This window comes from Stackebrandtia nassauensis DSM 44728 (assembly GCF_000024545.1).
Classification (GTDB): domain Bacteria; phylum Actinomycetota; class Actinomycetes; order Mycobacteriales; family Micromonosporaceae; genus Stackebrandtia; species Stackebrandtia nassauensis.
The window spans coordinates 1,899,696-1,926,114 of record NC_013947.1; the positions used below are offsets into that span (position 1 = coordinate 1,899,696).

The 26,419-nt window shown below is 68.2% G+C and carries 26 protein-coding genes; 21 read left to right on the plus strand and 5 right to left on the minus strand.

What is annotated here, in order from left to right:
* Nucleotides 1–30 precede the first annotated feature (30 nt).
* Nucleotides 31–774 (plus strand): hypothetical protein, encoded by a 744-nt coding sequence (locus SNAS_RS08925; RefSeq protein WP_013017076.1) that lies wholly within the window; start codon nucleotides 31–33, stop codon nucleotides 772–774.
* Nucleotides 775–807: 33 nt separating this feature from the next.
* On the opposite strand, the gene SNAS_RS08930 is transcribed toward SNAS_RS08925, so the two are convergent.
* Genes SNAS_RS08930 through SNAS_RS08940 form a run of 3 tightly spaced genes read right to left on the minus strand, consistent with a single transcriptional unit; the run spans nucleotide 808 to nucleotide 2,512 of the window.
* Nucleotides 808–1,626 (minus strand): class I SAM-dependent methyltransferase, encoded by an 819-nt coding sequence (locus SNAS_RS08930; RefSeq protein WP_086013266.1) that lies wholly within the window; start codon nucleotides 1,624–1,626, stop codon nucleotides 808–810.
* Between the two features lie 59 nt (nucleotides 1,627–1,685).
* Nucleotides 1,686–2,099: a hypothetical protein gene (locus SNAS_RS08935; protein WP_013017078.1), complete on the minus strand. Its 414-nt coding sequence runs from the start codon at nucleotides 2,097–2,099 to the stop codon at nucleotides 1,686–1,688.
* On the minus strand, nucleotides 2,096–2,512 hold the full coding sequence (locus SNAS_RS08940; protein ID WP_013017079.1) for a hypothetical protein: 417 nt from the start codon (nucleotides 2,510–2,512) through the stop codon (nucleotides 2,096–2,098). The genes SNAS_RS08935 and SNAS_RS08940 overlap by 4 nt, the downstream gene beginning before the upstream one ends.
* Nucleotides 2,513–2,649: 137 nt before the next feature.
* On the opposite strand from SNAS_RS08940, the gene SNAS_RS08945 reads away from it, so the two are divergent.
* Nucleotides 2,650–3,588 carry a DUF389 domain-containing protein gene (locus SNAS_RS08945; RefSeq protein ID WP_013017080.1) on the plus strand — a complete coding sequence of 313 codons (939 nt, stop codon included), beginning with the start codon at nucleotides 2,650–2,652 and terminating at the stop codon, nucleotides 3,586–3,588.
* Here SNAS_RS08945 and SNAS_RS08950 read toward each other — a convergent pair.
* A complete protein-coding gene (locus SNAS_RS08950; RefSeq protein WP_013017081.1) occupies nucleotides 3,585–3,986 on the minus strand; it encodes a RidA family protein in 402 nt (133 codons plus the stop codon). The genes SNAS_RS08945 and SNAS_RS08950 overlap by 4 nt on opposite strands.
* Nucleotides 3,987–4,025: 39 nt before the next feature.
* On the opposite strand from SNAS_RS08950, the gene SNAS_RS08955 reads away from it, so the two are divergent.
* From SNAS_RS08955 to SNAS_RS09045, 19 genes are all read left to right on the plus strand, one after another.
* Entirely contained in the window at nucleotides 4,026–5,225 is a 1,200-nt protein-coding gene (locus SNAS_RS08955; protein ID WP_013017082.1) for a type III PLP-dependent enzyme domain-containing protein, read from the plus strand.
* Nucleotides 5,226–5,282: 57 nt separating this feature from the next.
* Complete coding sequence (locus SNAS_RS08960; protein WP_013017083.1) at nucleotides 5,283–5,510, plus strand: hypothetical protein; 228 nt, start codon at nucleotides 5,283–5,285, stop codon at nucleotides 5,508–5,510.
* A gap of 121 nt (nucleotides 5,511–5,631) precedes the next feature.
* Nucleotides 5,632–6,921 carry a M20 metallopeptidase family protein gene (locus tag SNAS_RS08965; protein ID WP_013017084.1) on the plus strand — a complete coding sequence of 430 codons (1,290 nt, stop codon included), beginning with the start codon at nucleotides 5,632–5,634 and terminating at the stop codon, nucleotides 6,919–6,921.
* A 172-nt stretch (nucleotides 6,922–7,093) separates the two neighbouring features.
* A complete protein-coding gene (locus SNAS_RS08970) occupies nucleotides 7,094–8,305 on the plus strand; it encodes a glycine cleavage T C-terminal barrel domain-containing protein (protein WP_013017085.1) in 1,212 nt (403 codons plus the stop codon).
* 30 nt (nucleotides 8,306–8,335) lie between these two features.
* Nucleotides 8,336–9,205: a methylenetetrahydrofolate reductase gene (locus SNAS_RS08975; RefSeq protein ID WP_013017086.1), complete on the plus strand. Its 870-nt coding sequence runs from the start codon at nucleotides 8,336–8,338 to the stop codon at nucleotides 9,203–9,205.
* Entirely contained in the window at nucleotides 9,189–10,886 is a 1,698-nt protein-coding gene (locus SNAS_RS08980; protein WP_013017087.1) for a formate--tetrahydrofolate ligase, read from the plus strand. Before SNAS_RS08975 ends, SNAS_RS08980 begins: the two co-directional genes overlap by 17 nt.
* Nucleotides 10,883–12,169, plus strand: a complete 1,287-nt coding sequence (locus tag SNAS_RS08985; protein ID WP_013017088.1) for a bifunctional folylpolyglutamate synthase/dihydrofolate synthase — start codon at nucleotides 10,883–10,885, stop codon at nucleotides 12,167–12,169. Before SNAS_RS08980 ends, SNAS_RS08985 begins: the two co-directional genes overlap by 4 nt.
* A gap of 25 nt (nucleotides 12,170–12,194) precedes the next feature.
* A complete protein-coding gene (locus SNAS_RS08990; protein ID WP_013017089.1) occupies nucleotides 12,195–14,711 on the plus strand; it encodes a GcvT family protein in 2,517 nt (838 codons plus the stop codon).
* A gap of 2 nt (nucleotides 14,712–14,713) precedes the next feature.
* Nucleotides 14,714–15,487, plus strand: a complete 774-nt coding sequence (locus SNAS_RS08995) for an electron transfer flavoprotein subunit beta/FixA family protein (RefSeq protein ID WP_013017090.1) — start codon at nucleotides 14,714–14,716, stop codon at nucleotides 15,485–15,487.
* Entirely contained in the window at nucleotides 15,484–16,431 is a 948-nt protein-coding gene (locus tag SNAS_RS09000) for an electron transfer flavoprotein subunit alpha/FixB family protein (RefSeq protein ID WP_013017091.1), read from the plus strand. The genes SNAS_RS08995 and SNAS_RS09000 overlap by 4 nt, the downstream gene beginning before the upstream one ends.
* An 85-nt stretch (nucleotides 16,432–16,516) precedes the next feature.
* Complete coding sequence (locus SNAS_RS09005; RefSeq protein ID WP_041625831.1) at nucleotides 16,517–17,272, plus strand: IclR family transcriptional regulator; 756 nt, start codon at nucleotides 16,517–16,519, stop codon at nucleotides 17,270–17,272.
* 84 nt (nucleotides 17,273–17,356) lie between these two features.
* Entirely contained in the window at nucleotides 17,357–18,154 is a 798-nt protein-coding gene (locus SNAS_RS09010; protein ID WP_013017093.1) for a Bax inhibitor-1/YccA family protein, read from the plus strand.
* Nucleotides 18,155–18,157: 3 nt separating this feature from the next.
* The gene (locus SNAS_RS35065; RefSeq protein ID WP_013017094.1) at nucleotides 18,158–18,481 is read left to right on the plus strand and encodes a hypothetical protein; all 324 of its coding nucleotides are present in this window, start codon (nucleotides 18,158–18,160) and stop codon (nucleotides 18,479–18,481) included.
* Nucleotides 18,482–18,578: 97 nt separating this feature from the next.
* Complete coding sequence (locus SNAS_RS09020; protein WP_013017095.1) at nucleotides 18,579–19,946, plus strand: extracellular solute-binding protein; 1,368 nt, start codon at nucleotides 18,579–18,581, stop codon at nucleotides 19,944–19,946.
* A 38-nt stretch (nucleotides 19,947–19,984) separates the two neighbouring features.
* A complete protein-coding gene (locus SNAS_RS32570; RefSeq protein ID WP_013017096.1) occupies nucleotides 19,985–21,367 on the plus strand; it encodes a carbohydrate ABC transporter permease in 1,383 nt (460 codons plus the stop codon).
* Nucleotides 21,368–21,376: 9 nt separating this feature from the next.
* Entirely contained in the window at nucleotides 21,377–22,243 is an 867-nt protein-coding gene (locus SNAS_RS09030) for a carbohydrate ABC transporter permease (RefSeq protein WP_013017097.1), read from the plus strand.
* A gap of 175 nt (nucleotides 22,244–22,418) precedes the next feature.
* The gene (locus tag SNAS_RS09035; RefSeq protein WP_013017098.1) at nucleotides 22,419–23,390 is read left to right on the plus strand and encodes a penicillin-insensitive murein endopeptidase; all 972 of its coding nucleotides are present in this window, start codon (nucleotides 22,419–22,421) and stop codon (nucleotides 23,388–23,390) included.
* A 33-nt stretch (nucleotides 23,391–23,423) separates the two neighbouring features.
* Nucleotides 23,424–24,563: a peptidoglycan-binding protein gene (locus SNAS_RS33890; protein WP_013017099.1), complete on the plus strand. Its 1,140-nt coding sequence runs from the start codon at nucleotides 23,424–23,426 to the stop codon at nucleotides 24,561–24,563.
* A gap of 105 nt (nucleotides 24,564–24,668) precedes the next feature.
* Nucleotides 24,669–25,145 (plus strand): GNAT family N-acetyltransferase, encoded by a 477-nt coding sequence (locus SNAS_RS09045; RefSeq protein WP_013017100.1) that lies wholly within the window; start codon nucleotides 24,669–24,671, stop codon nucleotides 25,143–25,145.
* Between the two features lie 9 nt (nucleotides 25,146–25,154).
* On the opposite strand, the gene SNAS_RS09050 is transcribed toward SNAS_RS09045, so the two are convergent.
* Complete coding sequence (locus SNAS_RS09050) at nucleotides 25,155–26,201, minus strand: phage baseplate protein (protein WP_013017101.1); 1,047 nt, start codon at nucleotides 26,199–26,201, stop codon at nucleotides 25,155–25,157.
* Nucleotides 26,202–26,419 lie beyond the last annotated feature (218 nt).

A 26,419-nucleotide genomic window follows, 5' to 3' on the forward strand; every position in this document is an offset into this window, starting at 1 on the left:
CACCTGTCTTTCGTCGGTTAGGGTCGCCCAATGCCGAACCTTCCGTCGAACGACGAACTCGACGCCCTCGTCGAAGAGCTGTTCTCCACCCTCGGAAACGAGCGCACCGGAGACGATTTCCACTTCGACCCGGAAAGCCTCTCCGAGTCCACCCGCTTCTACTACGTGGACTTCCTCAAGTGGCTGGGCATCGACGACAGCGTCCTGGAAGCCGAGCGGATCTGCATCCACGCCGGACGCGAACAGCCCGCCAACCTGGACCGCCGCCGCATCAACGAGAGCGGCGTCGACGGCTACTCCCTCTTCATCGACAACAGCCTCTACCGCAGCCTGGACGCCGTCTACGCGGCCCTGGCCCACCAGTTCACCCATCTGCGCCTCATCATCGACGAGGACCAGACCCTCGCCGAGGCCCAGAAATGCCGCCCGATCGAACTGGACACCAAGGGCAAAAAAGACGACGACGATGACGATGATGACGACGACGAGAAGGACACCAAGCCCGCGGTGAACGCCGACCTCGAGATCCGCACCGAGGTCGCCTCCTTCGTCCTGGGCTTCGGCAAACTCGTCCTCAACGGCGCCGCCGAATGGGACGAACTGGACATCGACGACGACGAGGGTTTCGAGGACATCACCACCCTGCCGCTGTCGTCACTGGCCTACCTCTACAAGAAGGTCGCCAACCACGCCGACGTCGGCACCAAGGCGATGGAAGCCGGCCTCACCGACGAGGCCAAGGAAGCCCTCGGCAAGGTCAAGTCGAAGAAGTGACCTCACACCGGACGCCGCGTGGCGTCCGGTGACTCAGTCACCGTTCGCGGGCACCGTCGCGAGGGTCATCAGGTGTGGGGTCGCGCCCAGCAGGCTCGGCTCGGATTCCAGGCGGCGCAGGCCGTCGAGGATGGCCTGGCGGTTGGTCGGGTCGTCCAGGTCCGGGCCGATGTCGTTGATCAGCCACACCGGTCCCTCGATGAAGGACTGGCGAATGTGGAGCAGGCCCGCGTCGGTGGCCTCGGCGTGGATCTCCTCGGGACGGTGCATGAAGGCCGTGGTGAACACGCCCCGGTCCCACTCCTCGAGTTTTCCGGTGGTCAGTAGTTTCTCGTACATGGGGCCGTACCAGTCGCGGTTGGTGAGGCCGTGGTTTCGGGTCGTGTCCAGCCAGCCCGAGAACCGGCTGATGGTGGCGGCCGCGATCAGGCCGCCGGGTTTGGTGACCCGGCGGGCTTCGCGTAGGACGGCGACGCGTTCGGCGCGGTCGAGCAGGTGGTACAGCGGGCCCAGCAGCAGGGTGGCGTCGGTCGAGCCGTCGGTGGCGGTGAGTTCGCGGGCGTCGCCCAGGGCGGCCGTCACGCCGTCGAGGGTGGAGGCGATCTCCACATGGGAGGGAACCGGGTCGATCAGGTGGACCCGGTGGCCGTCGGTGGCGAGCCATTCGGCGTGGATTCCCTGGCCGCCACCGACATCGAGGATGTGGGAGGGGGCGGGGGGCAGGGCTCGGCGAAGGATGTCCTGGGTGCGCCAGTACTCCAGCTGTCCCGGTGCCGAATTCCGCAGCCTGGTGGCCTCGCCGCCACGTTCGTAGTACGCCAGTACTTCCGGAGCCAGTGTCGATTCGTCCATGGCTGTCATGATGAAGCGGCCGTGCGATCACGGTCAAAGAGTTTTGGGGCCCCGGCGGATCAGTTACAGGGGACGGTCAGCATTTCGGGGGCGGCGCTGGCCAGCAGTTTTCCGCGTTCGTCGCTGGTGACCACGGGCCAGCCGCGCAGTTCGGTCAGCGAGGCGACCAGGCCCAGAGCGGTGTCGCCGCAACAGGTTTCGGTGTGACGGCCCAAAAGGGAGGTGGGGACGTCGGCGTAGCGGGCGGGCATCCAGGGGCCGCGGGGGAGGTAGAGCTTGGTGAGGCGGTCGCGTTGGGGGGCGTGTTCCTGGCCGGCCCAGGCTTCGTCCAGGACCGGGAGCGGCACCAAGAGGGTCAGGCCGAGCCTGCGTGCGGTCTCCTCGATGGAGCCGGCGAAGTCGGTGGCCTGTGCGACTTCTATGAGCCCGGGGAGATCGACGATCCAGCCACTGACTTCGACAGTCGTGGTCACCGCTCCGGCAGGGGATAGAAGACCAGGGCCTGTTCGTCGGCGCGGACCATGGCGTCGGCCTGGTCGAGGAGCTGTTGTTCCGTCAGGATGTCCAGCTTGCGCAGTTCGATCGCGTAGTCTTCGGCCATCGGAAGCCGTCCGGTGGTGCGCCAGCGGTGGTGCAGGCGTTCGGCACGCTGCCAGTGCTCGAGGTCCTCCGGGTCCGGGTGCGCCGCGCAGATCGCGTTGGCGCGCGCCTCTATCTCCGCCAGCAGTGGACGGAAGGCGGAGTCCGGGTCGGGCGGCGTGATGTCGGCGACCTGTTCGTCGCCGCGCACCAGGCGGACCACGCTGCCCGCGGCGGCACGGCCGACCGCCTCGGCGACCGCGTGTGGGTCGTCGGCAGGCAGGGTATAAGCGTGCGATGCGGCCATGGCGCAAAGCCTACGCGGTCGCGGCTTCTTTGGCCAGTGCAGGAAAGCGGCCATAACCAAGGTAACGATGCGTAGATGATTCGGTTACGGCCCAAGGTGCGGCGGAACCGAAAGTGGACCCCATACGATGAATAACCGTGCAGCATTTGCGGATCATCAGTCCTGTCGACCGTACCGACGCGGTATGCGAGGCGCTAAGCGGCCACTGTGGGGTCACCAACCTGGTCGTCTTCCCCAATTCGGCCAGGAAACCCGCCGGTGACCTGGTGCAGTGCGACGTCGCGCGCGAGTCGGTCAACGAGGTGCTCGACGAGCTGGACGCGCTCGGTATCGACGACGACGGCTCCATCGCCATGGAGCGGGTGGACCTGTCGATCTCGCTGGCCGCCGACAACGCCAAGGACGCGGCTCCCGGTGACGGTGAGGACGCGGTGGTGTGGGACGAGCTGGCGCAGAAGGTCGACGAGTCCAGCCGCCTGACCTGGTCCTTTGTGGCGTTCCTGGCGATCGCGACCCAGATCGCGGCCATCGGTGTGCTGTTGGACTCACCGATCATGATCGTGGGCGCGATGGTGTTGGGGCCGGAGTTCGGGCCGGTGGCCGCGATCGGCTTCGGGATGCTGCGCCGCGAGTGGTGGCGCATCGGGGTGTCGGTGCGCACGCTGGTGTTCGGGTTCGCCGCCGCCATCGCCGTGACCTGGCTGTGCGCCTTCGTCTCGGTGCACCTGGGCTGGATCGAGCCCGTCATGCTGGACACGGGCAGCGAGACCAAGTTCATCGTGAAGCCCGACAAGTGGTCGTTCATCGTGGCGGTGCTGGCCGGGATCGCCGGGGTGCTGTCGCTGACCTCCGACAAGTCCTCGGCGCTGGTGGGCGTGTTCATCTCGGTCACGACGGTGCCCGCCGCCGGTTACATAGCCGTGGCGATCGCGCTGGCGCACTGGGCCGAGGTGACGCCCTCGATCATCCAGCTGGGCCTCAACCTGGGCGGCATGATCGTGTCGGGCCTGGCGACCCTGATCGTGCTGCGGCTGCTGTGGGGCCGGGCCGGACTGCGGGAACGCATCGGTACCTAGACCACGGCCTGGGCGTCGATCTCGACGAGCATCTCCTCGCGGGGCAGGCCGGTGAACACGGTGGTGCGGCACGGCAGCACCCCGTCGGTGACGTGCTCGGCGAGGAACTCGCCGTAGGCCTCGTTCATGGCCGCGAAGTCCTCGCGTTTGGTCAGGTACACCCGCAGCATGATGACGTCGTCGAAACTGGCACCCGAGGCGGTCACGATGGCGGCAACGTTGCGCAGCGTCCGGGTGGTCTGCGCCTTGACGTCGCCGGGGTACAGGTACTCGCCGCTGGCGGGGTCGACCGGGCCCTGGCCGGAGACCTGCAGTATGGGTCCTTTGCGGACCCCCTGTGAGAAGGTGTGCGCGGGAGCGGGGGCGGCATCGGTCGTCACGGCGGTCTTGTTCGACATACCGGTAACATACCTGGCTATTAACCTGAGGAGTCGTCGATGCTCGACCTGGAATCCCTGTACACCGAACGGCTCGACTGGCGGTTCAAGGCCGTGCCCGCGGCGGCGGAGGGCCTGCGGCTGCGTGACTGGCTGAGCCACCGCCCGCACGTCAGCAAGCTCGAGACTCCATTGATGACACTGGACGCGGACGCCGTGGCGCACAACATCTCCGCCATGGCGCACTGGTGCGACGCCAACCGGCTGGCGCACGCGCCGCACGGCAAGACCACCATGGCCCCGGCGCTGTGGGACCAGCAGTTGCGGGCCGGAGCCTGGGCGATCACACTGGCCAACGTGCCGCAGCTGCGGGTGGCGCGCGCCTTCGGGGTCCCGCGCGTCATCGTGGCCAACGAACTGGTGTCGCGCGGTTCGCTGCAGTGGCTGGCGGCCTGGGCCGCCGAGGGCGCGACGATCCTGTGCTTCGTCGACTCGGTGGCGGCGGTGTCCCTCATGGACGATGCGTTGCGGCACGGCGACGACAGCCTCGACGTGGTCGTCGAACTGGGTGGCTACGGCGGCCGGGCCGGGGCGCGCGACTTCGATTCGGCCCGCAAGGTCGCCGCCGCGGTGCGCTCGGCCCGGCGGCTGCGGCTGGCCGGAGTGGGCGGTTACGAGGGCGCCATCGCGCACACCGACTCCACCACGGACCTACAGCGGGTCGACGAGTTCCTGCGGGGGCTGCGGGATCTGCACGAGAGCCTGCGCTACGAGACCGACGAGCCGGTGGTGACCGTCGGCGGCAGCCAGTACTACGACCAGATCGCCGAGCACCTGAGCGACCTGTCGAGCGCCCGGGTGGTGCTGCGGGCGGGGTCCTATGTCACCCATGACGACGGCCTGTACTCGCGACTGGTGCCCGCCGCCCGGGGCCGCTCCGGTCCGGCGCTGCGCGCCGCGTTGCGCGCCTATGTCACCGTCCTGTCCAAACCGGAGCAGTCGTTGGCCATTCTGGACGCGGGCCGCCGCGACCTGTCCTTCGACGCCGGTTGGCCGGTGCCGTTGGGCATGCCCGGGGCCAAGGTCACCGAACTCAACGACCAGCACGGGTATCTGCGCGGTGATCTGTCCGGAGTGGAGGTCGGCGACATCCTGCGGCTGGGCATCTCGCACCCGTGCACCAGTTTCGACAAGTGGAATCTGATCCCGGTCCTGGACGCCGAGGGCTTCGTCGTGGACGCGGTCCGCACCTTCTTCTAGAGTTAGACGATTGTCTATATTCCCAGGTAGTATGGGACAACCGTGGAGGTGTTCCATATGAGCTCCGAATGGATCTGGGGAATCTGGTTGTTGATCGCGGCGCTGTCGTTCGGCGGGCTGGAAGCCTGGGCGATCCTCAGTAAGAACCGCGAACCTAAGACCCTCACCGAGGTGCTGCGCCGCTGGCTGGGCGTCGAACCCAAGCGCTGGTGGCGGGGAATCGCCTCGGCCGGGCTGCTGGCCGGGGTGTCCTGGGTGGTTTTGCACCTGCTTTTCGGGTTCTGACCACTTCGGTCGTCACTCGATTGGGGAGTAAACCCCACCGGTATTGCCGTGTTTGCCCCACTGCTCCGAGATCGTCTGCCGCCCAATAATTGCGGCGTCTCAACGATCTTTCGGAGGAACCATGAATCCATCCAGGTCAAAACTCTCCCGCCGTACCGTGCTGGGTGGCGCCGTGATCGGCGGTGCCGGGGCGGTGCTGGCGACCTCCGCCTTCGCCTCGGCCGATCCGGCCGTCGGCAATGGAGTCCAGGACGACATCGACGACGTCACCGCCGAACTCGAGTCCGGTCTGATCGCGCTGCGCCGCGACCTGCACGCCCACGCTGAACCCTCGGGGGAGGAGCGTCGCACCGCCGCCACGGTCGCGAAGCGGCTGCGTGCCGCCGGACTCACCGTCAAGACCGGCATCGGCGGCTTCGGCGTCGTCGGTGTCCTGAAGGGTGCCAAACCCGGTCGCACCGTGGCCTACCGCGCCGACATGGACGCGGTCTCGCCCGAGGATCAGGTCGGTGGTGGCACCAAGGTGGAGCACCTGTGCGGGCACGACATCCACACCACCGTGGGCGTCGGGGTCGCCGAAGTGCTGGCGCGGCTGCGGAAGCGGCTGCACGGCACCGTCGTGTTCGTGTTCCAGCCCGCCGAGGAGTCGCTGGCCGGTGCCAGGGCGATGCTCGACGACGGGGTGCTCAAGAAGTACCGTCCCAAGGAGATCCACGCGCTGCACTGTGGACCGATGTGGGCGGGGCAGTTCGGGGTGCTGCCGGGTACCGGCATGGCCGGTCAGGACCGGCCCAGGATCACACTGACCGGTCCGGACGCGGCGGCCCAGGCGGAACGTCTCGTCGGTGACCTGATGGGACTGTCCACGGTGGGTTTCCCGGAGAACCCCGCCGATCTGGAGCAGCTCGTCGAGGACATGCTCACCCCCGACGGTCCGTTGGAGCGGTTCGTCACGCTGTTCGCCCGGGCCTCCGAACCCGACGCCGACGGCAAAGTCACGGTCCAGGCCGGTTACCGCGCCTGGCCGGACGGCCGCAACCCCGAGATCCGCGAGCGGGTCGCCCAGATCGCCGCGTCCTACGACGGCGCCGAGGTGTCGTATCCGGAGCCGACCTACCCGGCGATGATCGTGCCGGAGAAGGACGGCCACGCGGTCAAGCGGCACCTGCGGCGGGTGTTCGGCGACGACGCGGTGCTGCGCGTCTACGCGCCGGTGCCGTTCAGCGGCGAGGACTTCGCGTACTTCCTCAACGAGATTCCGGGCACCTACAGCTACCTCGGCGTCGGGAAACCGGACGCCGGGATCGAAACCTCCTACCCGCATTTCGGCAGCTTCGACCCGGACGAGAAGGCCATCGCGGTGGGCGTGCGCGGTATGGCGGGCTGGTTGGCAAAGCGTTGCCGGGACTGACAAGCCGGCCGTAAATCCGCCGAAACTTTTCTGGGTATTCCTCTTGACGCGTGATCGTGTCGTAGCCACACTTGAGTTGCGCAGGGAACAACAGTTCCTTAATACGCAACACATCTGAAGCACCGCCATCACGTCGGGCCCCCTCGCCGGAGGGGGCCACAGGAGGCGTCTCATGTCCCAGACAATGAATCCCGCGGCAGCCCTCACGTCCAGCGCGGCTGTCCTCAATCCCGAGATCATGCTGTACACGCGACTGCGCAAGTCGCCCTACTTCTGGAAATCCCGCGAACACGGCGTGGCTATGTACAGTGTGTACAACCACACCTATCATCCCCGGCACTACGGTGACCCGGTCGGCGAGTACTGGTCGCTGCTCAACGGCGTCACCATCTGGGACGTCGGCGTCGAACGCCAGGTGGAGATCTCCGGCCCGGACGCCTTCGCGTTCACCAACATGCTGGTGCCGCGCGATCTGTCCAAATGCAAGGTCGGGCAGTGCAAGTACGTCTTCATCACCGCTCCCGACGGCGGCATCATCAACGACCCGGTGCTGCTTCGCCTTGAGGAGAACCGGTTCTGGCTGTCGCTGGCCGACAGCGACGTCGAACTGTGGGCACTGGGCCTTGCCCACGCGGGCGGCTGGAACGTCGAGATCAAGGAGATCGACGTGGCCCCGATCCAGATCCAGGGCCCGAAGTCGCGCGAGCTCATGATCGACCTGTTTGGTAAATCCATTCTGGACCTGCCGTACTACTATCTCAACCACTACACCTTGAACGGCATGGAGGTCGTCGTCAGCCGTACCGGCTACACGGCCGAGATCGGCTACGAGATCTACCTGTACAACGCCGACCACGACGCCGGGAAACTGTGGGACACGGTGTGGCAGGCCGGGGAACCGCACGGACTGCGCCCGGTCGGGCCCTGCCACATCCGGCGCATCGAGGCCGGGATGCTGGCCTACGGCTGCGACATCACCCGCGACACCAATCCCATGGAGGTCGGCTACGACTACAAGTGGATGGTCGACGTGGACCAGGAGTCCGACTTCATCGGCAAGGCCGCGCTCAAACGCATCCGCGACGAGGGCATCAGCCGGATCATGTGCGGCGTCGAGATCGACGGCGACCCGTTGGGCAGCTACAACGACGGCTCCATGATCGACAGGTTCGCCGTGTACTCCGGCGACGGCGGCAAGGTCGGTGAGGTCACCAGCGCCTGCTACTCGCCGCGCCTGGAACGCAATATCGGCCTGGCCATGCTCGACATCGGACACAGCGAACTGGGAACCAAGGTCGGCATCGTGACGCCCGGCGGTCCGCGCGGCGGCGTCGTGGTCCCCAAGCCGTTCATCGACCCGCGCAAGGAAACCCCGAAGGGGTGAGGCGGGCGAGGAAGCGACGGGAGACCAGTCATGAGCATGAGCGCGGCTCTGTCCCGCGTCCGCATGAGACGGACGGCCAGCCGGCTGCTGGCTGAACCCCGCTTCGAGGTGCTGCCGCTGGAGAGGGTGGACCGGGAGGTGGCCGCGCTGCCGCGCGGCACCACGGTCACCATCACCGCCTCCCCCTCCCGCGGCACCATGGCCACCGTCGAGACCGCCGAGCGGTTCGCCGCCCTGGGTCTGCGGCCGGTGCCGCACCTGTCGGCGCGCGGCATGCGCGACGACGCCGAACTCGTGGAAGTGGTGCAGCGCCTGGACCACGCGGGCATCCGGGACGCCTTCGTGGTCGGGGGCGACGCCTCGTCGGCCTCGGCGGTGTTCCCCGACGGCCTGGCGCTGCTTCAGGCCATGGACGACATCGGCCACCGGCTCCACGACATCGGCATCCCGGCCTATCCCGAAGGCCATCCGTCCATAGACGACGACACCCTGTGGGCAGCGCTGGCGGCCAAACGCCGCTACGCCACCTACGCGGTGACGCAGCTGTGCTTCGACGCCGAGGCCATCTGCCGCTTCACCGTCCAGGCGCGACAACGCGGCTTCGACCTACCGATCCTGGCCGGGATCCCCGGAGCCGTCGACACCGCGAAACTGCTGCGGGTCGGGCTGCGCATCGGCATCGGCGACTCGCTGCGGTTCGTGCGCGGCAACCGGAGTGTGCTGCGCAAACTGCTGCGTCCCGGTGGTTACCGTCCCGACGGGCTGGTCCGGAAGCTGGACGGCCGCGTCCGCGACGGCCGCTGCGAACTGGCCGGGGCGCACATCTACACGTTCAACGACGTCGCCGCGACGGCGCGTTGGCTCAAGGGGAGGACAGCCGTATATGACCATGCCCAGTGACCTCGACATATCCCGCGAGACCGTGACCCTGCCGCTGTCGGACATCGCCGAGCGCTGCGGGATCCCGGCGTCGTTGACCGAACCCTACGGCCGCTTCGCCGCCAAGGTCTCGCTGGACGCCGTGGCGGCGCTGTCGCAGCGGCCGCGCGGCAAGTACGTGGTGGTCACCGCGATCACGCCCACCCCGCTGGGGGAGGGCAAGACCACCGTGACCGTCGGGCTGGGCCAGGGACTCAACCACATCGGCAAACGGGCGGCCATCGCGATCCGGCAGCCGTCCATGGGCCCGACCTTCGGCATCAAGGGCGGCGCGGCCGGTGGCGGCTACGCCCAGGTGGTGCCGATGGAGACCATCAACCTGCACCTGACCGGCGACATGCACGCCGTCACCGCCGCCCACAACCTGCTGGCGGCCATGATCGACAACCACCTCCACAAGGGAAACAGTCTGGGCATCGACCCGCACTCGGTGACCTGGCGGCGGGTGCTGGACGTCAACGACCGTGACCTGCGCGACATCGTCACCGGACTGGGGAGCCGCGCCGACGGCACCCCGCGCCAGACCGGTTTCGACATCACCGCCGCCAGCGAGGTCATGGCGATCCTGGCACTGTCCACTTCGCTGGCCGACCTGCGAAACCGCCTGGGGCGCATCGTCATCGGCTTCACCGCCGACGGCGCCGCCGTCACCGCCGAGGACCTCAAAGCGGCCGGGGCGATGTGCGTGATCCTGCGCGACGCCCTCAACCCCAACCTGATGCAGACCGTCGAGGGCACCCCCGCGTTCGTGCACTGCGGACCGTTCGGGAACATCGCGCACGGCAACTCGTCCATCGTGGCGGACCTGATCGGACTGCGCAGCGCCGACTACCTCGTCACCGAGGCCGGTTTCGGCGCCGACATGGGTGCCGAACGCTTCTTCAACATCAAGTGCCGCGCATCGGGTCTCACCCCGGACGCGGCGGTCCTGGTGGCGACAGTCCGGGGACTCAAAGCCCACAGTGGCCGGTACCGGATCGTCGCCGGACGGCCGCTGCCGCCCGAACTGCTGGCCGAGAACCCCGGCGACGTCGAGGCCGGTGCCGACAACCTGCGCCGCCAGATCGCCAACGTCCGCCGCCACGGCGTGTCCCCGGTGGTGGCCGTCAACGCCTTCGACACCGACCACGACAGCGAACACCGCGTCATCGCCGACATCGCCGCCGCCGAGGGCGCGCACGTCGCCATCAGCAGCCACTTCACCCGGGGCGGCAAGGGCGCCGCCGAACTGGCCGAGGCGGTGGTCGCCGCCTGCGACGAACCCGGCCGGTTCACGCCGCTGTACCCCGACGAGGCCTCGCTGACCGACAAGGTCGAGACCGTGGCGCGCGAGATCTACGGCGCCGACGGCGTCGACTTCGCGCCCGCCGCCGCCAAACGCCTGGCCGCCTACGAATCCGGCGGCTACGGACGGCTGCCGGTGTGCATCGCCAAGACGCACCTGTCGCTGTCGCACGACCCGGCGCTCAAGGGCGCGCCGACCGGCTGGCGGCTGCCGGTGCGGGAGGCGCGGCTGTCGGCGGGCGCGGGCTTCGTGTACCTGGTGTGCGGCGACATGCGCACCATGCCGGGCCTGTCCTCGGCCCCGGCCGCCGAACGCATAGACATCGACGAACAAGGACGGGTGGTGGGCTTGTCATGACCATGGAAATGGCCGACCTGTTCTCGCGCAGGCAGGGCGACCGGAGCGAGACCGTCGCCAGGATGGGGCGGCTGCTGGCCGCGCTGGGCCAACCGCAGTCGCACTTCGCGGCCATCCACGTCACCGGCACCAACGGCAAGACCACCACGGCCCGCATGATCGAGGCGCTGCTGCGCGAACACGGTGTCCACACCGGAGCGTTCATCTCGCCGCACCTGCAGGACGTGCGGGAGCGGGTCCTCGTCGACGGCGAACCGATCACCGAGGACGACCTGTACGAGTGGCTGTCCCATGTCGACATCAACGGTGCCGCCGTGGCCGGGCCGGGCGGTCACACGCCGTCCTTCTTCGAGACCATGACGGCACTGGCGTTCAGCCACTTCGCCCGCGAGAAGGTCGACGTCGCGGTCGTGGAGGCCGGACGGGGTGGACTGCGCGACGCCACCAACGTCCTGCACGCGCCGGTGGCGGTGCTGGGCCCGGTCGCGCTCGACCACCCCGACCTGGGCAGCACCACCGCCGAGATCGCCGCCGACAAGGCCGACATCATCGCGCCCGAAGGCACCGTCGTCATCGGACCGCAGGAGGACCAGGCCGCCGCGGCGATCGCGGCCGCCGCCCACAACCGCCGCGCCCGGTCGCTGCGGCACGGCGTCGACCTGGAGGTCCGCGACTGGCAGCCCACCACCACCGGACAGTGGTTTCGGGCCGTGCTGCCCGGCGGCGTGACCATCCCCGTCGACCTGCCGCTGGTGGGCCGCCACCACGCCGACAACGCGCTGCTGGCGCTGGCCGCCGTGCAGGCCTGGCGGGGCGAAGTGGACGACGAGGCCGCCTGGCGCTGCCTGTCGAAGTTCACCGCGCCGGGGCGGTGCGAGATCGTGCGCCGTCGCGGCAAGGCCGCGGTGTGGCTGGACGGCGCCCACAATCCCGCCGCCGCCAGCGCGCTGGCCACGGCGCTGGCCGAGATCCCCGGCACCGCCCGGGTGATCCTGGTCGCCGGGATCGCCGCCGACAAGGACACCGACGGCGTGCTGGCGGCGCTGGCACCGGTGACCCACCGCGCCGTGCTGGCCCCGGTGCCCAACGCCCGGGGCGGCGACCCGCAGCGGCACCGCCACACCCTTGCCGCCCATGGCATCCGTCCGTACCTGGCCGCCAATGCCGACGAGGCGCTCGACATGGCCGACCAACTGGCCCGGCAGCGGGACGTCGTCCTGGTGACCGGATCTCTGTACACAGTAGGCGCTGTGAGGGACCGTCTCGGTCTCGTCGCGCAGTGATCGACCCGAAAGAGGAGGAGAGCCAATGAGCACCGTCCCCGCGCAGGCCGACGTCGTCGTCATCGGAGCCGGGATCGTGGGTAACTCCCTGATCCATCACCTGGCCGAGCAGGGCGTGCGCGACATCGTCCAGATCGACAAGGGACCGCTGCCCGATCCGGGCGGCTCCACCGGGCACGCGTCCAACTTCATCTTCCCCGTCGATCACTCCAAGGAGATCACCGCGCTGACGCTGGACTCCATGCGGCAGTACGAGAAGTTCGGCACCCTCACCACCTGCGGCGGCATCGAGATCGCCCGCAACGACGACCGGGTCGCCGAGTTGCACCGCCGGATGTCCTCGGCCAAGGCCTGGGGCATCGAGTCCGAACTCATCTCGGCCGACCGGGTCGGTGAACTGGTCCCGTTCATCAACACCAAACTCGTCAAACTCGGCTTCCACACCCCCTCGGTGGCCGTCGTCGATCCACTGCGGACCGGAGCCCTGATGCGCGAGAACGCGCAGCGGCTCGGTGCGCTGACGATCTGCGCCAACACCGAGGTCGTCGGCCTCGACACCACCGGCGGCCGGATCACCGGCGTGCGCACCTCGCACGGCGACATCGCCTGCGGCACCGTCGTCATCGCCTGCGGCGTGTGGAGCCCCAGGATCGCCGCGATGGCCGGGGCCCGGATCCCGCTGACCCCGGCGGTGCACCAGATGATCGACGTCGGCCCGATCCCGGTGCTGGCCGAGACCCGCACCGAGATCGCCTTCCCGATCGTGCGGGACATGGACCCGCTGATGTACGAGCGGCAGAGCGGCGCCGACCTGGAGGTCGGTTCCTACGCGCACCGCGCGATCCTGCACGACCCCGACGACATACCGTCCATTGAGGCGTCCGCGTTGTCACCGACCCAGCTGCCGTTCACCGCCGAGGACTTCGATCCCCAGATGGAGGACGCGCTGGACCTGTTCGGCGAGGTGCTCGACGCCGAGGGCGCCGGAATCCGGCACGCCATCAACGGTCTGCTGTCGCTGACCCCCGACGGGCAGCCGCTGCTGGGCGAGACCCCCGAGGTCAAGGGACTGTGGTCGGCCGCGGCGGTGTGGATCAAGGAGGGACCCGGCGTCGGACGGATGCTGGCCCAGTGGATGACCGGCGGTCACACCGAGATCGACCTGCACGGCGCCGACATCTCCCGGTTCTACCCGCATCAGCGCACTAAGCATCACGTCAACGCCCGCACCACCGAGGGCTTCAACAAGACCTACGGCATCGTCCACCCCCGGGAACAGTGGACCTCCAACCGGCCGCAACGCCGATCCCCGTTCTACGAAAGGGAAGTGGCGCTGGGCGCCGAGTTCTTCGAGGTCGGCGGCTGGGAACGTCCGCAGTGGTACGAGTCCAACCTGTCGCTGGTCGCCGAGTACGCCGACCGGATCCCGGCCCGCCCCGACGAATGGGACGCCCGCTGGTGGTCGCCGATCATCAACGCCGAACACCTGGCGATGCGGGAACGGGTCGCCATGATCGACCTGTCGGCCTTCGCGCACTTCGACGTCACCGGTTCCGGTGCGGTGGAATACATCCAGCGCATGACGGTGGCGCAGATGGACCGTCCGGTGGGGAGGATCATGTACACCCCGGTGCTGAACCCGGCCGGGGGCTTCCGCAGCGACCTGACCGTGGTACGGCTGGGCGACAACCACTACCGGGTCATCGCCGGTGGCGCCGACGGCGCCCGCGACCTGAAGTGGTTCACCGACAACCTGCCGTCCGACGGCTCGGTGTCGCTGGCCGACCTGTCCTCGGCGACCGGCACCGTCGGGGTCTGGGGGCCCCGGGCCCGCGACCTGCTGTCCAGCATCAGCGACGACGACCTGTCCGACGCGGGCTTCGGTTTCGGCACCGCCCGGCACATCACGATCGACGGCGTCCCCGTCCTGGCGATGCGCATCTCCTATGTGGGCGAACTCGGCTGGGAACTGCACGCCCCCTTCGAACAGGGCGCCCGGCTGTGGGACGCCATCGCCGCCGCCGGTGAACCCTTCGGCTGCGTACCGGCGGGCATCGGCGTCTACGGCACCACCGGACGACTCGAGAAGGGCTACCGGCTGTTCGGGGCCGAACTCGACGGCGAGTACGACCCGGTCGAGGCCGGGCTGGCGCTGCCGAAGGTCAAGGCCGCCGAGTTCATCGGCAAGGACGCCTACCTGCGGGCCCGCCAGGGCGAACCGGTCGCCAAACTGTGCACCCTCACCGTCGACGACCACCACGACCCGCGCGGCACGTTGCGCTACCCACAGGGGACCGAGCCGATCCTCACCCCCGAGGGCAAACGCCTCGTCGACGCCAAAGGCCGCAGCTCCTATGTGACCAGTGCCGGTTCGGGGCCGTCCCTGGGCCGCTACCTGCTGATGGCGTACCTGCCGCTCGAACACGCCGTCGAGGGCACCGCGCTGGCCGTCGAGTACATGGGCAACACCTACCCGGTGACGGTGGCGCGAGTGGGCCGCAAGCCGCTGTTCGACCCCGAGGACGAGCGAATGAAGGCATGACGATGGACATACTGGTTTGCGTCAAACGGGTGCCCGGCACCGGATCCAGCGTGCCCATCACCGACGATGGCCTGTCCGTCGACACCCGGCACCTGGGGTTCACCATCGGCCCGCACGAGGAGTGCGCCGTCGAGGAGGCGATCCGGCTGACCGACACCCACGGCGGCGAGGTGACGGTGCTGACGGCCGGACCCGCCGAGGCCGCCGAACAGCTGCGCTACGCGCTGGCCATGGGCGCCCACCACGGCGTCCTGGCCGACACCGGCACCACCGACCTCGACCCGCAGGCCACCGCGACCGTCCTGGCCACCGCCTTGACCCAACTGCGCGCCGACGGCCGCGACTTCGACCTGATCCTGTTCGGCAACGAATCCGCCGACGCCGGGAACTACCAGGTCGGCATCCGGGTCGCCTGCGAACTGGGACTGTCCATAGTCGGCGGTATCAAGGGCATCGACGTCGACACCGACGCTCGCCGGGTGCGGCTGCGCCGCGACACACCCGAGGGAATAGAGGTGTACGAGGCGGCGCTGCCGACCGCCGTCGCCGTCAAGGAGGGCCTGAACCTGCCGCGCTACCCCAGCGTGCGCGGCCGGATCCGGTCCCGCAAGGCCCAGCTGCGGCCGGTCGAGGTGACCCCGCTGCCCGGCGGCCTGCGCAAACTCCGGCTGCGCCCGGCACCCGACAAGGGCGAGGCGACGGTGGTGCTGGGGCACGGCCCCGACGCCGCCATCGCGGTCGCCGACCTCTTCGACGAACTGGGGGTCACGCCATGATCCTCACGTTCGTGGAACACGACGGCCGCCGACCCACAGCCGCCAGCCTCACCGCGCTCACCGTCGCGCGCGGCCTCGGCGAACCCGCGGCGGTCTGCTTCACCGACCCGGCCGACGCGGCACCGCTGCTGGCCGAACTGGCCGCCTACGGCGCCGCGACGGTCCACCTCGTCGACGGCGCGGGGGAGTACTCCCCGGAACGCTGGGGTGCGGCGCTGTCACAGCTGATCGGCGACGTCCGTCCCGGCGTGGTGGTCGCGCCCGCCAGCGACCGCGGCAACGAGGTCGCGGCCCAGGCCGCCGCCCGGGCCCGGCTCCCGCTGGCCACCGGCTGCGTCGAGGTCGCCGCCGACGGCACCGTCACCCGGGTACGCGGCGGCGGCATCCTGCTGGAGGACGCCGCCGTGGACGCCGGAACCCGGATGGTCACCGTCCTGCCCACCGCCGCCGAAGCCCACCAGGCCCCGCGCCCGGGCGAAGCCGTACCGCACACCTTCGTCCCCGACCTGGACGGCATCGCCGCCACCCGGCTCGTCGACCGGGCCCCGCGCGGCGCGGGCGTCGCCCTGGCCACCGCGCCGGTGGTCGTGTCGGGCGGGCGCGGTGTCGGCAGCGCCGAGGGCTTCGCCCCGCTCGAGGAACTGGCCGCCCTCATCGGCGGCGCGGTCGGCTGCTCCCGGGTGGCCACCAACAACGGCTGGCGCCCGCACTCCGACCAGGTCGGCCAGACCGGCACCAAGGTCAACCCGCGCCTGTACATCGCCTGCGGCATCTCCGGCGCCACCCAGCACTGGGTGGGCTGCATGGACTCCAAGGCGATCCTGGCCATCAACACCGACCCCGACGCGCCCATGGTCACCCGCGCCTCCTACGCGGTGATCGGCGACGTCCACGAAGTACTCGACGCCGTCATCCAGGAGGTCCGCCGCCGGAAAGCACAGTGAACGTTCGGGATCCTTTACATGGCCGGTAGACTCAGAAGGCGTGGTCTCCGACGGCAATACCAGCGACCCCAATCACGTCCAGTCAGTGACGAGGGCGGTATCCATTCTGGAGTTTCTCGCGTCCAACGAATGGTCCGGTGTCACCGAGGTGGGGACCGAACTCGGCGTCCACAAGTCCACCGCCTCCCGGCTGCTCAACACCCTGGAAAGCCGCGGCCTGGTCGAACAGCACGTCGAAAGCGGCAAGTACCGGCTCGGCCTGGGCCTGGTCCACCTCGCCAACTCCGTCAGCCACGGTCCCGACATCACCCGGCAGGCGGCGGTCGGCTGCCAATGGCTGGCCCGCCGCACCGAGGAGACCGTCACCCTGGCGATCCTCGAGGGCGACGAGGCGGTCACCATCGACCAGATCCTGTCCACCTCCACCGTCGCCAGCCGCAGCTGGCTGGGCCGCCGCACCCCACTGCACTGCACCGCCCCGGGCAAGGTCTTCCTGGCCAACGCCAGCCAACCCTGGCGTGACCGCATCCTGCCGGGCCCCCACGAGCGCTACACCGACGCCACCATCGTCGACCCGGCCGAACTGCGCGCCGAACTGGAACGCGTCCGCGCCGAGGGCTACGCCACCACCAACGAGGAGTTCGAGGAAGGCCTGTCCGCCGCCGCCGCTCCCGTCTGCGCGGCCGACGGCGAGGTCGTCGCGGCCATCGGCATCTCCGGCCCCTCCTACCGCCTCGACGCCGCCGGTCTACGCGAACTGGCCCCGATCGTCCGCGAAGCCGGGGAACGCGCGTCCATCGGCCGCGGTTACACCCAGCGTGACGACGGCACCGAGACATGATGGCGCGGGTCACTGTCCCGCGTTGCCGTTGCCGAAGATCGGTACTCTTGGATCATTAACGAAAACCACAAGGAGGTTGCAGTCGTGAGAAGCAGCAACGGCGCTCTCAACAGATGGATCGAATCCGGGGCTGGCCGGGAGGAGATGGCGCCTGAGTACGGTCACTACGGCCAGCAGGTCACGCCCCCGCAGGTAAGGCCCATGACGCTGGACGACGTTGTCGTCCGCACCGTTGGGTTGCTGCTGCTGACGGGCATCACCGGGACGATCACGTGGATGCTCATCGGTGTGAATCCGGGCGCGGCCTATGTCCTGATGACGGTCGGACTGCTCGTGTCCCTGGGCGCGATGCTGGCGACAATGTTCGGCGGCTACCGCCTGTTCGCGAACCCGTGGGTACCGAGCATCTACGCCGGTGGCGTGGGCTTCGCACTGGGCGGCGTCAGCGCGGCCATGGAGGCCAGTTATCCGGGCATCGTCGTTCAGGCGGTGGCGGCGACCTTCGGCGTCTTCTTCGGTATGGCACTGCTGTTCAAGGCCAAGGTCGTACGCAACAGCCCCAAGTTCACCAAGTTCATCATCGGCGCCGGTTTCGGCATCGCCGCGATCATCCTGGTGAACCTGCTGCTGAGCGTTTTCGGCGTCGACTCCGGGCTGTTCTACAACGGCACCGGTGAGGTCTCCTGGTTGCAGTGGGCCGTGGCCATCGTGTTCGTGGTGTGGGGTGCGCTGTCGTTCATCCTGGACTTCGACATGGTCGAGCAGGGTGTGCGTTACGGCGCTCCCAAGAAGATGGCCTGGATGGCCGCTTTCGGCATGGTCGCCGGTCTGGTCTTCCTCTACCTGAGCATCCTGCGCCTGCTGAGCTACCTGCGTCAGTAGCGCATGACCGATCGCGAATCTCTCGGGCGGGAGATCCAGCGCGTCGCCTCCGGGGTGGCGTACTGGTCTCCCGCCCGCTGGCGTTCACCCGCGCCCGGTGGTGGGGACCGGGTCGGGGCCATGACCGCGTTGATCCAGACGCTCGCCGACGTCACCGCCGTCGCCGAGGACCGTCCACCTCGGCCGGTGCCCCGGCTGCCCCACGACACCGCGCTGCCCGACCAGCTCAAGGTCGTCGCCGCCGACCTGGTGGCCGTCGATCCCGGTCCCGAGGCCGTTTCCCAAGTCGAGGCCGCTTTGGCGCGGGCGCGGTCCGTCCTCTTCTGACTCTGTTGCCGTTCGTTGACCTTCCGGGATTGTCAAGACTTGATCTTTATGTGTAAGGTCCGCACATAAACGCCCACCATCCCCTCCGGGAGGACCAATGAGACGTGCACGTGCCCTCCTCGCCCCCGCGCTGATCGCCGCCCTTCTCGGTGGAATGACAGCCTGCGCCGGTGAAGAGAAGGACCCCGGTGAGATCGACGTATGGATCGGATTCGTCGACCACCGTCTGGACTGGATGAAGGACCGCGCCAAGGAGTTCGAGGACGAGCACCCCGGATACAAGGTCAACATAACCCCGTACAAGGACTACCCGACGCTGTGGGACAAACTGACCGCCGCGGCCGAGCAGGGTGAGCCGCCGACGATCGCGCAGAACTTCGAGGCCGCGACCCAGGAGTCGCGCGACGCCGTGAACAGCGAGGGGGAGCCGCTGTTCGCCTCGGTGGAGAAGGAGATCGACGGGCGCAAGGAGATCCTCGGTGAGAAGGTGGTGCTCGACGACGTCATCGACGCCACCCGCAACTACTACACTTTGGACGGCGAGTTCGCGTCGATGCCGTGGAACACCTCCACCCCGGTGTTCTACTCCAACACCGACATCCTGAAGAAGGCCAAGATCAAGGAGGCCCCCAAGACCTGGGAGGACCTCCAGGCCGCCTGCGACAAGATCGACAAGATGAAGGACGGCCCCAAGAACTGCATCACCTGGCCCAACCAGGCGTGGTTCCTGGAGCAGCCGCTGGCCGAGCAGGGCGGGCTGTTGGTCAACAAGGACAACGGCCGTTCCGGCCGGGCCACCAAGATCGACCTGACCAGTGACAAGTTCCTGGCCTGGGCGAAGGTGTGGGCCGACATGTCGAAGAAGAAGCAGTACTCGTACTCCGGCAAGCAGGAGGACTGGATCACCCCGACCAAGAACTTCACCGGTCAGGAGGTCGCGTTCATGATGACCTCCTCGGCGGAGGCCTCGGTGGTCGCCAAGCAGGCCAAGGAATCCGACTTCGGCTTCGAGGTCACCAAGATGCCGCTGAAGAAGGGAGCCCCTTACTCGGGCAACTTCATCGGCGGCGCGACACTGTGGATGACCGCGGGCCTGGAGAAGAAGACCTCCGACGGCGCGCTGGCCTTCATGCAGTACATCAACAACCCCGAGAACGCCGCCGACTGGCACAAGATCACCGGCTACGTCCCCGTGACCAAGAGCGCCGAGGAACTCCTGGAGAAGGAGAAGTGGTTCGACGACAACCCGCACCACAAGGTCGCCATCGAGCAGCTGGCCGCCACCGACGGCTCCCCGGCCGCCACCGGACCGATCGTCGGCAACTTCGTGGCCATCCGCAAGGAGATGCAACAGGCCATGGAGGACATCATGAACAACGGTGATGATCCGGCCGAACGGTTCAAGGAAGCCGAGAAGGCCTGCCAGAAGCTCCTGGACGACTACAACGAGCTCAGCGCGGGCTGACGGCTCGCACCGGAGTTCCACCATCGTTAAGGAGAAGCGTGGCGCTGTATCCCCTGATGTGGCCGCTGTTCGCGGTCACAACGCTGGCCGGTGCGCTCGTGGGCATGGCGGCCTGGCGGGCCGCCGGTCTGCGCGGGCGCACCGGGGCGTTGATCGTCGCCCCCGCCGGAGCGCTGGGCCCGCTGTTGACGATGGTGCCGTTGCAGTCGTGCACCTTCGAACCCGGACGCACCACGATGGACTTCGCGGTCGGCACCCTGGCCTTCGCCGGTGGTGCCGCCGTGACCATCGCCCTGGTGACCTGGGTGGGGCGGGCGCTCAGCCAGCCCGGCGGACTGTCCAACCTCGATGGTGGGGAGGAGGCCGGGGCGTGGCGCGGCAGACCGATCATCCCGTGGGTGCTGTTGTTGCCCAGCCTGGTGATCCTGGCGATCTTCCTGTACTGGCCGCTGCTGGAGACCTTCCGGCTGTCCACACTGCTCACCAAGCGCGGCGCCAGGCGCGAGGTCTTCAAATGCGTCGACAACTACACGGCGCTGCTGGGTCCCAGCCTGGAATGGTGGCTGGTGGTTCCGGTCGCCGCCCTGGTGGTCGTGTCCATCGCCTGGTTCACGGCGGCGCGGCTCGACCCGCAGGGCGTCGGTGACGCGACGGCGCGACTGCGGCGGCTGCGCGGCTGGCTGCTGGGCATCTCGGTCGTGGCCGCCGGTGCCGCCGTCTTCGGACCGCAGTACCGGATGGTCTACGTGACCACGATGATCCTCGCGGGCGGCACCGTCATCGTCGGACTGCTGGTGGGCCTTGGCATCGCGCTGCTGGTCTCGCAGCCCATCAAGGGCCGCGGCGTCTACCGGACGCTGCTGATCTGGCCGTTCGCGATCAGCCCGCCCATCGCGGGCATCCTGTTCTTCGTCATGTTCGACCCCTCCACCGGCATCATCGGCTACCTCTACGAGCTGCTGACGCCGTGGCAGATGCAGAACTTCGCCGAGGACGCCACCATGGCCCGGATCGTCATCATCGTGACCAGCGTCTGGAAGACCCTGGGCTTCACGATCCTGTTCTACATCGCCGGGCTTCAGAACGTCTCGACGTCCATGCTGGAGGCCGCCAAACTGGACGGCGCCAACGCCTGGCAACGGTTGCGGCACTTCATCATCCCCAGCCTCACCCCGATCACGTTCTTCCTGATCGTGACCAACGTGACCTACGCGTTCTTCCAGATCTTCGGAACCATCGACAACATGACCCGGGGCGGGCCCTCGGGTGCCACCCGCGACGCCCTCACCGACGTGATCCGCCAGGCCGAGGGCAACATCGGCGCCGGGGCCGCCGGTTCGCTGGTGCTGTTCGCGATGGTGCTGGCCGTGACCGCCTGGCAGTTCCGGGTCACCGGACGACGTGTCCACTACGGAGCCTGAGGACTGACGATGGCACTGACCCCGACAATCGCCGACAGCCCCGAGACCGAACCGCGTCCGGTCCGCCGACGGCGCGGCACCGTCCGGCTGCACGTGGCACTGATCGTCATCTGCTTCGTGCTGTGCGCCCCGGTGGTGTACGCGCTGCTGATCGCCACCCAGAACAACTCCGAGATGGCCAACGTGCAGCTGTGGCCCGGATCGTCGCTGGCCGACAACTTCGATGTGGTGTGGAACAAGCGAAACCTGGGCACCTTCATGCTCAACTCGGTGCTCATGGCCGTCATCATCTCGGGGGGCAAGGCCGTCACGGGTCTGCTCGCCGGTCTGGCCTTCGTGTACTTCCGGTTCCCGGGCCGGTGGCTGGTGTTCTTCGGCGTCCTGGTCACGTTGATGATGCCCACCGAGATCTCGATCCTGGCGCTGTTCGGCATCGTCGACGACCTGGGCATGTCGGGCAACCTGTCCGGTCTGACGATCCCGTTCCTGGCCTCGGCCACCGCCGCCTTCCTGTTCCGGCAGCATTTCGCCAACCTGCCGGCGAACCTGTCGGAGGCGGCGCAACTGGACGGCGCCAACCCGATGCAGTTCCTGTTCAAGGTGCTGATCCCGGTGTCGTGGAACGTGATCGGCGCGCTGACCGTCATCGAGTTCCTGTACGGCTGGAACATGTACCTGTGGCCACTGTTGACGGTCAACGACGAGTCGGACTGGGTGGTGCAGCAGGGGCTGGCCTCGTTGCAGCAGGCCGGTGAGGGCCTGGCCTACGGCCCGCTCATGATGGGCGCGCTGATCGCCTCGATACCACCGATCCTGGTGTTCCTGGCGTTGCAGCGGCCGTTCATGAAGGGCTTCGCCATGTCCCGGGACAAATAGCCCGAAGCGGGCACCCTCACGGCACCCAGGGTTACAGCCGGTCCACAACGCCCCATAACCGGACCACACGCACCGTCCTGACATGGGGATATACCCGGTACTCGCGCGTTGACGTGCACTTATATCCGCTATAGATTGACGCGCGTGATGCCCCCCACCCCGTGAGGACGCCCCGATGAAACGTCGCCACCTGATCGGTTCGCTGCTGGCGGTCGCCGTGGCCGCCGCGTTGACGTGGACGCTGGTCCCCGGTTCCGCCTCCGCGTACCCCAACGCCGCGTTCCACATGCAGAACCTCGGCAACCGGGGCGCCGACACCCTGTCGGTCCAGCACCTGCTCGCCCAGGCCGGACACCAGGTCGAGGCCACCGGCGCCTTCGACGCGGCCACCGAATCGGCCGTCAAGAAGTTCCAGGAGTCCAAGGGCCTGGACGCCGACGGCATCGTCGGCCCCAAGACCTGGGAGGCATTGGCGCCCAACCTGGAGACCGGCGCCAGTGGCGAGGCCGTCAAGGCGCTTCAGGTGCAGCTCAACGCCAAACAGCGACTGTCCCTTGAGGTCAACGGGACCTTCGACGACGCGCTCGCCGGTGAGGTGAGGAAGTTCCAGGAGCACGCCAAGATCTCCGCCACCGGCGCGGTCAACGTCGAGACCTGGCGCAACCTGGTGTGGCACTTCGACTATCCCGACTTCGAGGCCGGGACCCTGTGCGACCAGGACCCGGACGGCAACGGCAAGGCCGACTGGGGCACCGCCTCGGCCGTCGGACAGCTGGAGGCGGGCGCCAAGACCTTCGCCGAATCCGGCAACGGCCCGCTTCCAGTGGGCGACATCGGTTTCGAGCACGGCGGTGACATCCCCGGACACGGCAGCCACGAGGTCGGCCTCGACGTCGACGTGTGGCCGATCCGCGGCGACTCCAAGCAGTGCGAGGCCGACCGCATCACCTGGGAGTCGGCCGAATACGACCGCGACGCCACCCGGCAGCTGGTCAAGGACATCCGCGCCGCCGCCTCCGGACACGTCGTCTTCATCCTCTTCAATGACCCGAAGCTGATCGCCGAGGGTCTGACCAGCGAATACGCCAACCACGACAACCACCTCCACATCCGCTACTGCGAGGTCGGCGGCGGCTACGCCTGCTGAGACGTACCACTCGATCCCCAAAGGAGTAAACACATGAGACGATCACTGATCGCCGTGGCGGGCGTGGTGGCTCTCGCCGCGTCCCTGACCGGAGCCTGGGCCTTCGCCTCGGGCACCGACGACGGCGGCGGCAAGGCCGAAGGACCCACCGCCGACCAGCTGCGCGAGGCCGTCAACGGCTGCGACACCCAGCTGTCCAACGGTGAGTACGCCGAGGACGCCGACGGTTCCGGCAGCATCCCGGTGTGCAAGTCCGCCGGTGGCGCCGTCCACTGGAAGAGCGACTTCGACATCGACTGCGACGGCCAGCGCACCGACGAGTGCAACGAGAACACCGACCCGTCCTGGCAGAACGAGACCGCGTTCCCGCAGTCGGACGGTCAGCCGCTGAACTCGGCGACCCTGCCGCACATCGTCGTCCCGCTGCCCAGCGACAAGTGGGACTACAAGGGCGAGGGCATCGAGGGCGGCACCGTCGCCGCCGTCACCTACGAGGACAAGGTCGTCTACGCCGTCGTCGGCGACCTGGGACCCAAGCCGATCATCGGTGAGGGCTCCTACGCCCTGGCCGAGGCACTGGGCATCGACCCCGACCCGGCCACCGGCGGCGTCAGCGGCAAGGTCGTCGACTTCATCCTGTTCCCCGGCGTCAAGGCCACTCCGATCGAAGACCCGGCACAATCGGAGAGCCTCGGCAGCGAAGCGGCCAACAAACTCGTCGGCGGCTGCGCCGGTTACGGATTCAAGGCCTACCCGGATCTGGCCACCGGCTCCAAGGGCTCCGAAGTTCGCGCGGCCCAGTGCCTGCTGGCCGACGCCGGTTTCCCCACCGGTGACAAGCCCTCGGGCAGCTTCGACGACAAGACCGTCACGGCCACCAAGGAGTTCCAGACCAAGGTCGGTCTGGAGGCCAGCGGCAAGGTCGACAAACACACCTGGACCGCGCTGCTGTCGATGGGGGAGACCCCGGAACTGAAGGAGGGCTCCTCCGGTGCCGACGTGTCCCGGGTGCAGCGTGCCCTGACCGCCGCCCTGGGCGCCGAGGTGTCCCAGGACGGCCAGTTCGGTCCCAAGACCAAGCAGGCCGTCACCGACTACCAGACCGCCGCCGGTGTCGAGGCCAACGGTGTCGTCAACGCCGAGACCTGGAAGGCACTGCAGGCCGGTAAGTGAACCGGCGATGATCAAGGCGGCGTCCGGATCGGGGTGTTCCGGGCGTCGCCTTTCCCTGCCTAAACCCGTTGACGTTCCGGCCGCCGCCCAGCAGGATCACTGCTCATGAGCGATGACAACCGGGTGAGTGTGCGCGGGCTCGGCCCCGAGGACTGGCGGATCAAACGCGAGCTGCGGCTGGCGGCGCTGAAGGCCGACGAACAGTGGTTCGGCGGCAACTACGCCGACTCGGCCGCGCGCACCGAACAGCAGTGGCGGGACTGGCCCGACGGCGCCGTCTTCGCCGCCTATCTGGACGAGGAGCCGGTGGGCCTGGTGGCGGGCGTACGTCCCGAACACCTCGACGGCCAGGCCGAGCTGATCTCCATGTGGGTCGGCTCCGCTGGACGCGGCCACGGCCTGGCCGGGCTGCTCGTCGACGCGGTCGCCGCCTGGGCACGCGAACAGGGTTGCACCGACCTCTACCTGGAGGTCATGCCGCACAACGAAAGTGCCTGCCGAGCCTATCGGCGCTCCGGATTCGCCGAGGTCGCGGCTCCGGTGCGCAATGCCGGGGACATCGCCATGCGATACCGGCTGTGAAACCTCTCCTCACGTCGGGTCCGAATCCTTGTAGTAGACGTTGGCCAGCCGGGAACCCGCGCAACCGGAGGCGAAACCCATGCACAGCCGCGGCTTGCCGTCCAGTTTGAGCAGTCCCAGGCCCTCCGGTTCCCGGAAGTTCAGCGAGAACCCGGCCTTGGTCAGATGGGTCTCGTGGTCGGAGGGGTCGTTGAAGTTGATCCGGCTGACCTTGGCGTTGCCGTCCAGCTCCCCGTCGGGGTGGGTGACGTCGCAGTGCTCCTCGGCGGTGCCCTCGTCGTAGTAGTAGGCGTTGCCCTGGAACAGGTACAGGTGCTGTCCATAGTGCTGATAGCCCTGTGGGGTGATCCCGGGCGGATGCACCTGGCCCAGGCTGATGTCCGTCAGCGGAGCGGAGAAGTCCCCGGCGGCGAACTTCGTGAAGTCGTAAAGGGACACGTGCATCGAGTCCAGGCCGTCCTTGATGTACCGCACCGCGATGGTGTTGTGGTCCAGGTCGAGCGAACACGAGGCGCTGCGCATGCCCTCGATCGGCGTGAACAGCTCCACGTCGTCCTGTGTGATCGGTGTGGTGGTGTTGCGGAACCTGAACCGGCACACCTTCGTGGCCCGGTCGCCGGGACCGATGACGGCCTCGGTCCACATGACCGGACCGCTGGACGTCGGCTGCACCCCGAAGGAGATCCCGTGTCCGAAACCCTTGAGGTACATGCGTCCCAGCTTCTTGCCGGTCAGATCCAGCTGGGTCATGGTGAGATTCCCCTGCGCGGGCGAGCTGCCCTGCGTCACCTGCAGGGTGTACAGGTGCCCCTTGGCGTTGTCGAAGCTGAAGCACTGCATCACCGTCACGTTGTGCAGCGGCTTCTTCCAGAACAGACGGTTGGACGGGGCGGTCAGGTCGAACTTGCCGGACGGCGGCACCGCCGTGTCGGCCGAGGCGGAAGCGGCACCGAGACCGAAGCTGGCACCAAGTCCAGCTAGGACAGTCGCGCCGCCGCCGGCGGCCAGCAGACCCCGTCGGCTGAACTTCGGCGACCGGGGCGTCGAAGGGGGCATGTTTCATTCCTCCGGGTGAGGGTTAAGGGAAATACCAAGCTATGACAGGCGTCGCATATTTGGCGCACACGATGGCCCGAACCGGCCATTCCCATCCACAAAGCGGCCATGAGACAGCCCCGAATGAAGACGGGGTCGCCAATTCGTGATCACGAGGTGGACGTTTCGGGTGATCTCGGCGTAGCGTGTTGATTCGACAAACGCCCGGCCGCAGGAAG

Bases quoted from the DNA above. Each gene is read 5' to 3' on its own strand.
- SNAS_RS08950 (WP_013017081.1), bottom strand. From the start codon at position 3,986: ATGTCGAACAAGACCGCCGTGACGACCGATGCCGCCCCCGCTCCCGCG.
- SNAS_RS09020 (WP_013017095.1), top strand. From the start codon at position 18,579: ATGAGACGTGCACGTGCCCTCCTCGCCCCCGCGCTGATCGCCGCCCTT.
- SNAS_RS08990 (WP_013017089.1), top strand. From the start codon at position 12,195: ATGAGCACCGTCCCCGCGCAGGCCGACGTCGTCGTCATCGGAGCCGGG.
- SNAS_RS08965 (WP_013017084.1), top strand. From the start codon at position 5,632: ATGAATCCATCCAGGTCAAAACTCTCCCGCCGTACCGTGCTGGGTGGC.
- SNAS_RS33890 (WP_013017099.1), top strand. From the start codon at position 23,424: ATGAGACGATCACTGATCGCCGTGGCGGGCGTGGTGGCTCTCGCCGCG.
- SNAS_RS08960 (WP_013017083.1), top strand. From the start codon at position 5,283: ATGAGCTCCGAATGGATCTGGGGAATCTGGTTGTTGATCGCGGCGCTG.
- SNAS_RS08995 (WP_013017090.1), top strand. From the start codon at position 14,714: ATGGACATACTGGTTTGCGTCAAACGGGTGCCCGGCACCGGATCCAGC.
- SNAS_RS09030 (WP_013017097.1), top strand. From the start codon at position 21,377: ATGGCACTGACCCCGACAATCGCCGACAGCCCCGAGACCGAACCGCGT.
- SNAS_RS09050 (WP_013017101.1), bottom strand. From the start codon at position 26,201: ATGCCCCCTTCGACGCCCCGGTCGCCGAAGTTCAGCCGACGGGGTCTG.
- SNAS_RS09035 (WP_013017098.1), top strand. From the start codon at position 22,419: ATGAAACGTCGCCACCTGATCGGTTCGCTGCTGGCGGTCGCCGTGGCC.
- SNAS_RS08930 (WP_086013266.1), bottom strand. From the start codon at position 1,626: ATGGACGAATCGACACTGGCTCCGGAAGTACTGGCGTACTACGAACGT.
- SNAS_RS09045 (WP_013017100.1), top strand. From the start codon at position 24,669: ATGAGCGATGACAACCGGGTGAGTGTGCGCGGGCTCGGCCCCGAGGAC.
- SNAS_RS35065 (WP_013017094.1), top strand. From the start codon at position 18,158: ATGACCGATCGCGAATCTCTCGGGCGGGAGATCCAGCGCGTCGCCTCC.
- SNAS_RS08955 (WP_013017082.1), top strand. From the start codon at position 4,026: ATGCTCGACCTGGAATCCCTGTACACCGAACGGCTCGACTGGCGGTTC.
- SNAS_RS08940 (WP_013017079.1), bottom strand. From the start codon at position 2,512: ATGGCCGCATCGCACGCTTATACCCTGCCTGCCGACGACCCACACGCG.
- SNAS_RS08925 (WP_013017076.1), top strand. From the start codon at position 31: ATGCCGAACCTTCCGTCGAACGACGAACTCGACGCCCTCGTCGAAGAG.
- SNAS_RS09000 (WP_013017091.1), top strand. From the start codon at position 15,484: ATGATCCTCACGTTCGTGGAACACGACGGCCGCCGACCCACAGCCGCC.
- SNAS_RS08975 (WP_013017086.1), top strand. From the start codon at position 8,336: ATGAGCATGAGCGCGGCTCTGTCCCGCGTCCGCATGAGACGGACGGCC.
- SNAS_RS08970 (WP_013017085.1), top strand. From the start codon at position 7,094: ATGTCCCAGACAATGAATCCCGCGGCAGCCCTCACGTCCAGCGCGGCT.
- SNAS_RS08985 (WP_013017088.1), top strand. From the start codon at position 10,883: ATGACCATGGAAATGGCCGACCTGTTCTCGCGCAGGCAGGGCGACCGG.
- SNAS_RS08980 (WP_013017087.1), top strand. From the start codon at position 9,189: ATGACCATGCCCAGTGACCTCGACATATCCCGCGAGACCGTGACCCTG.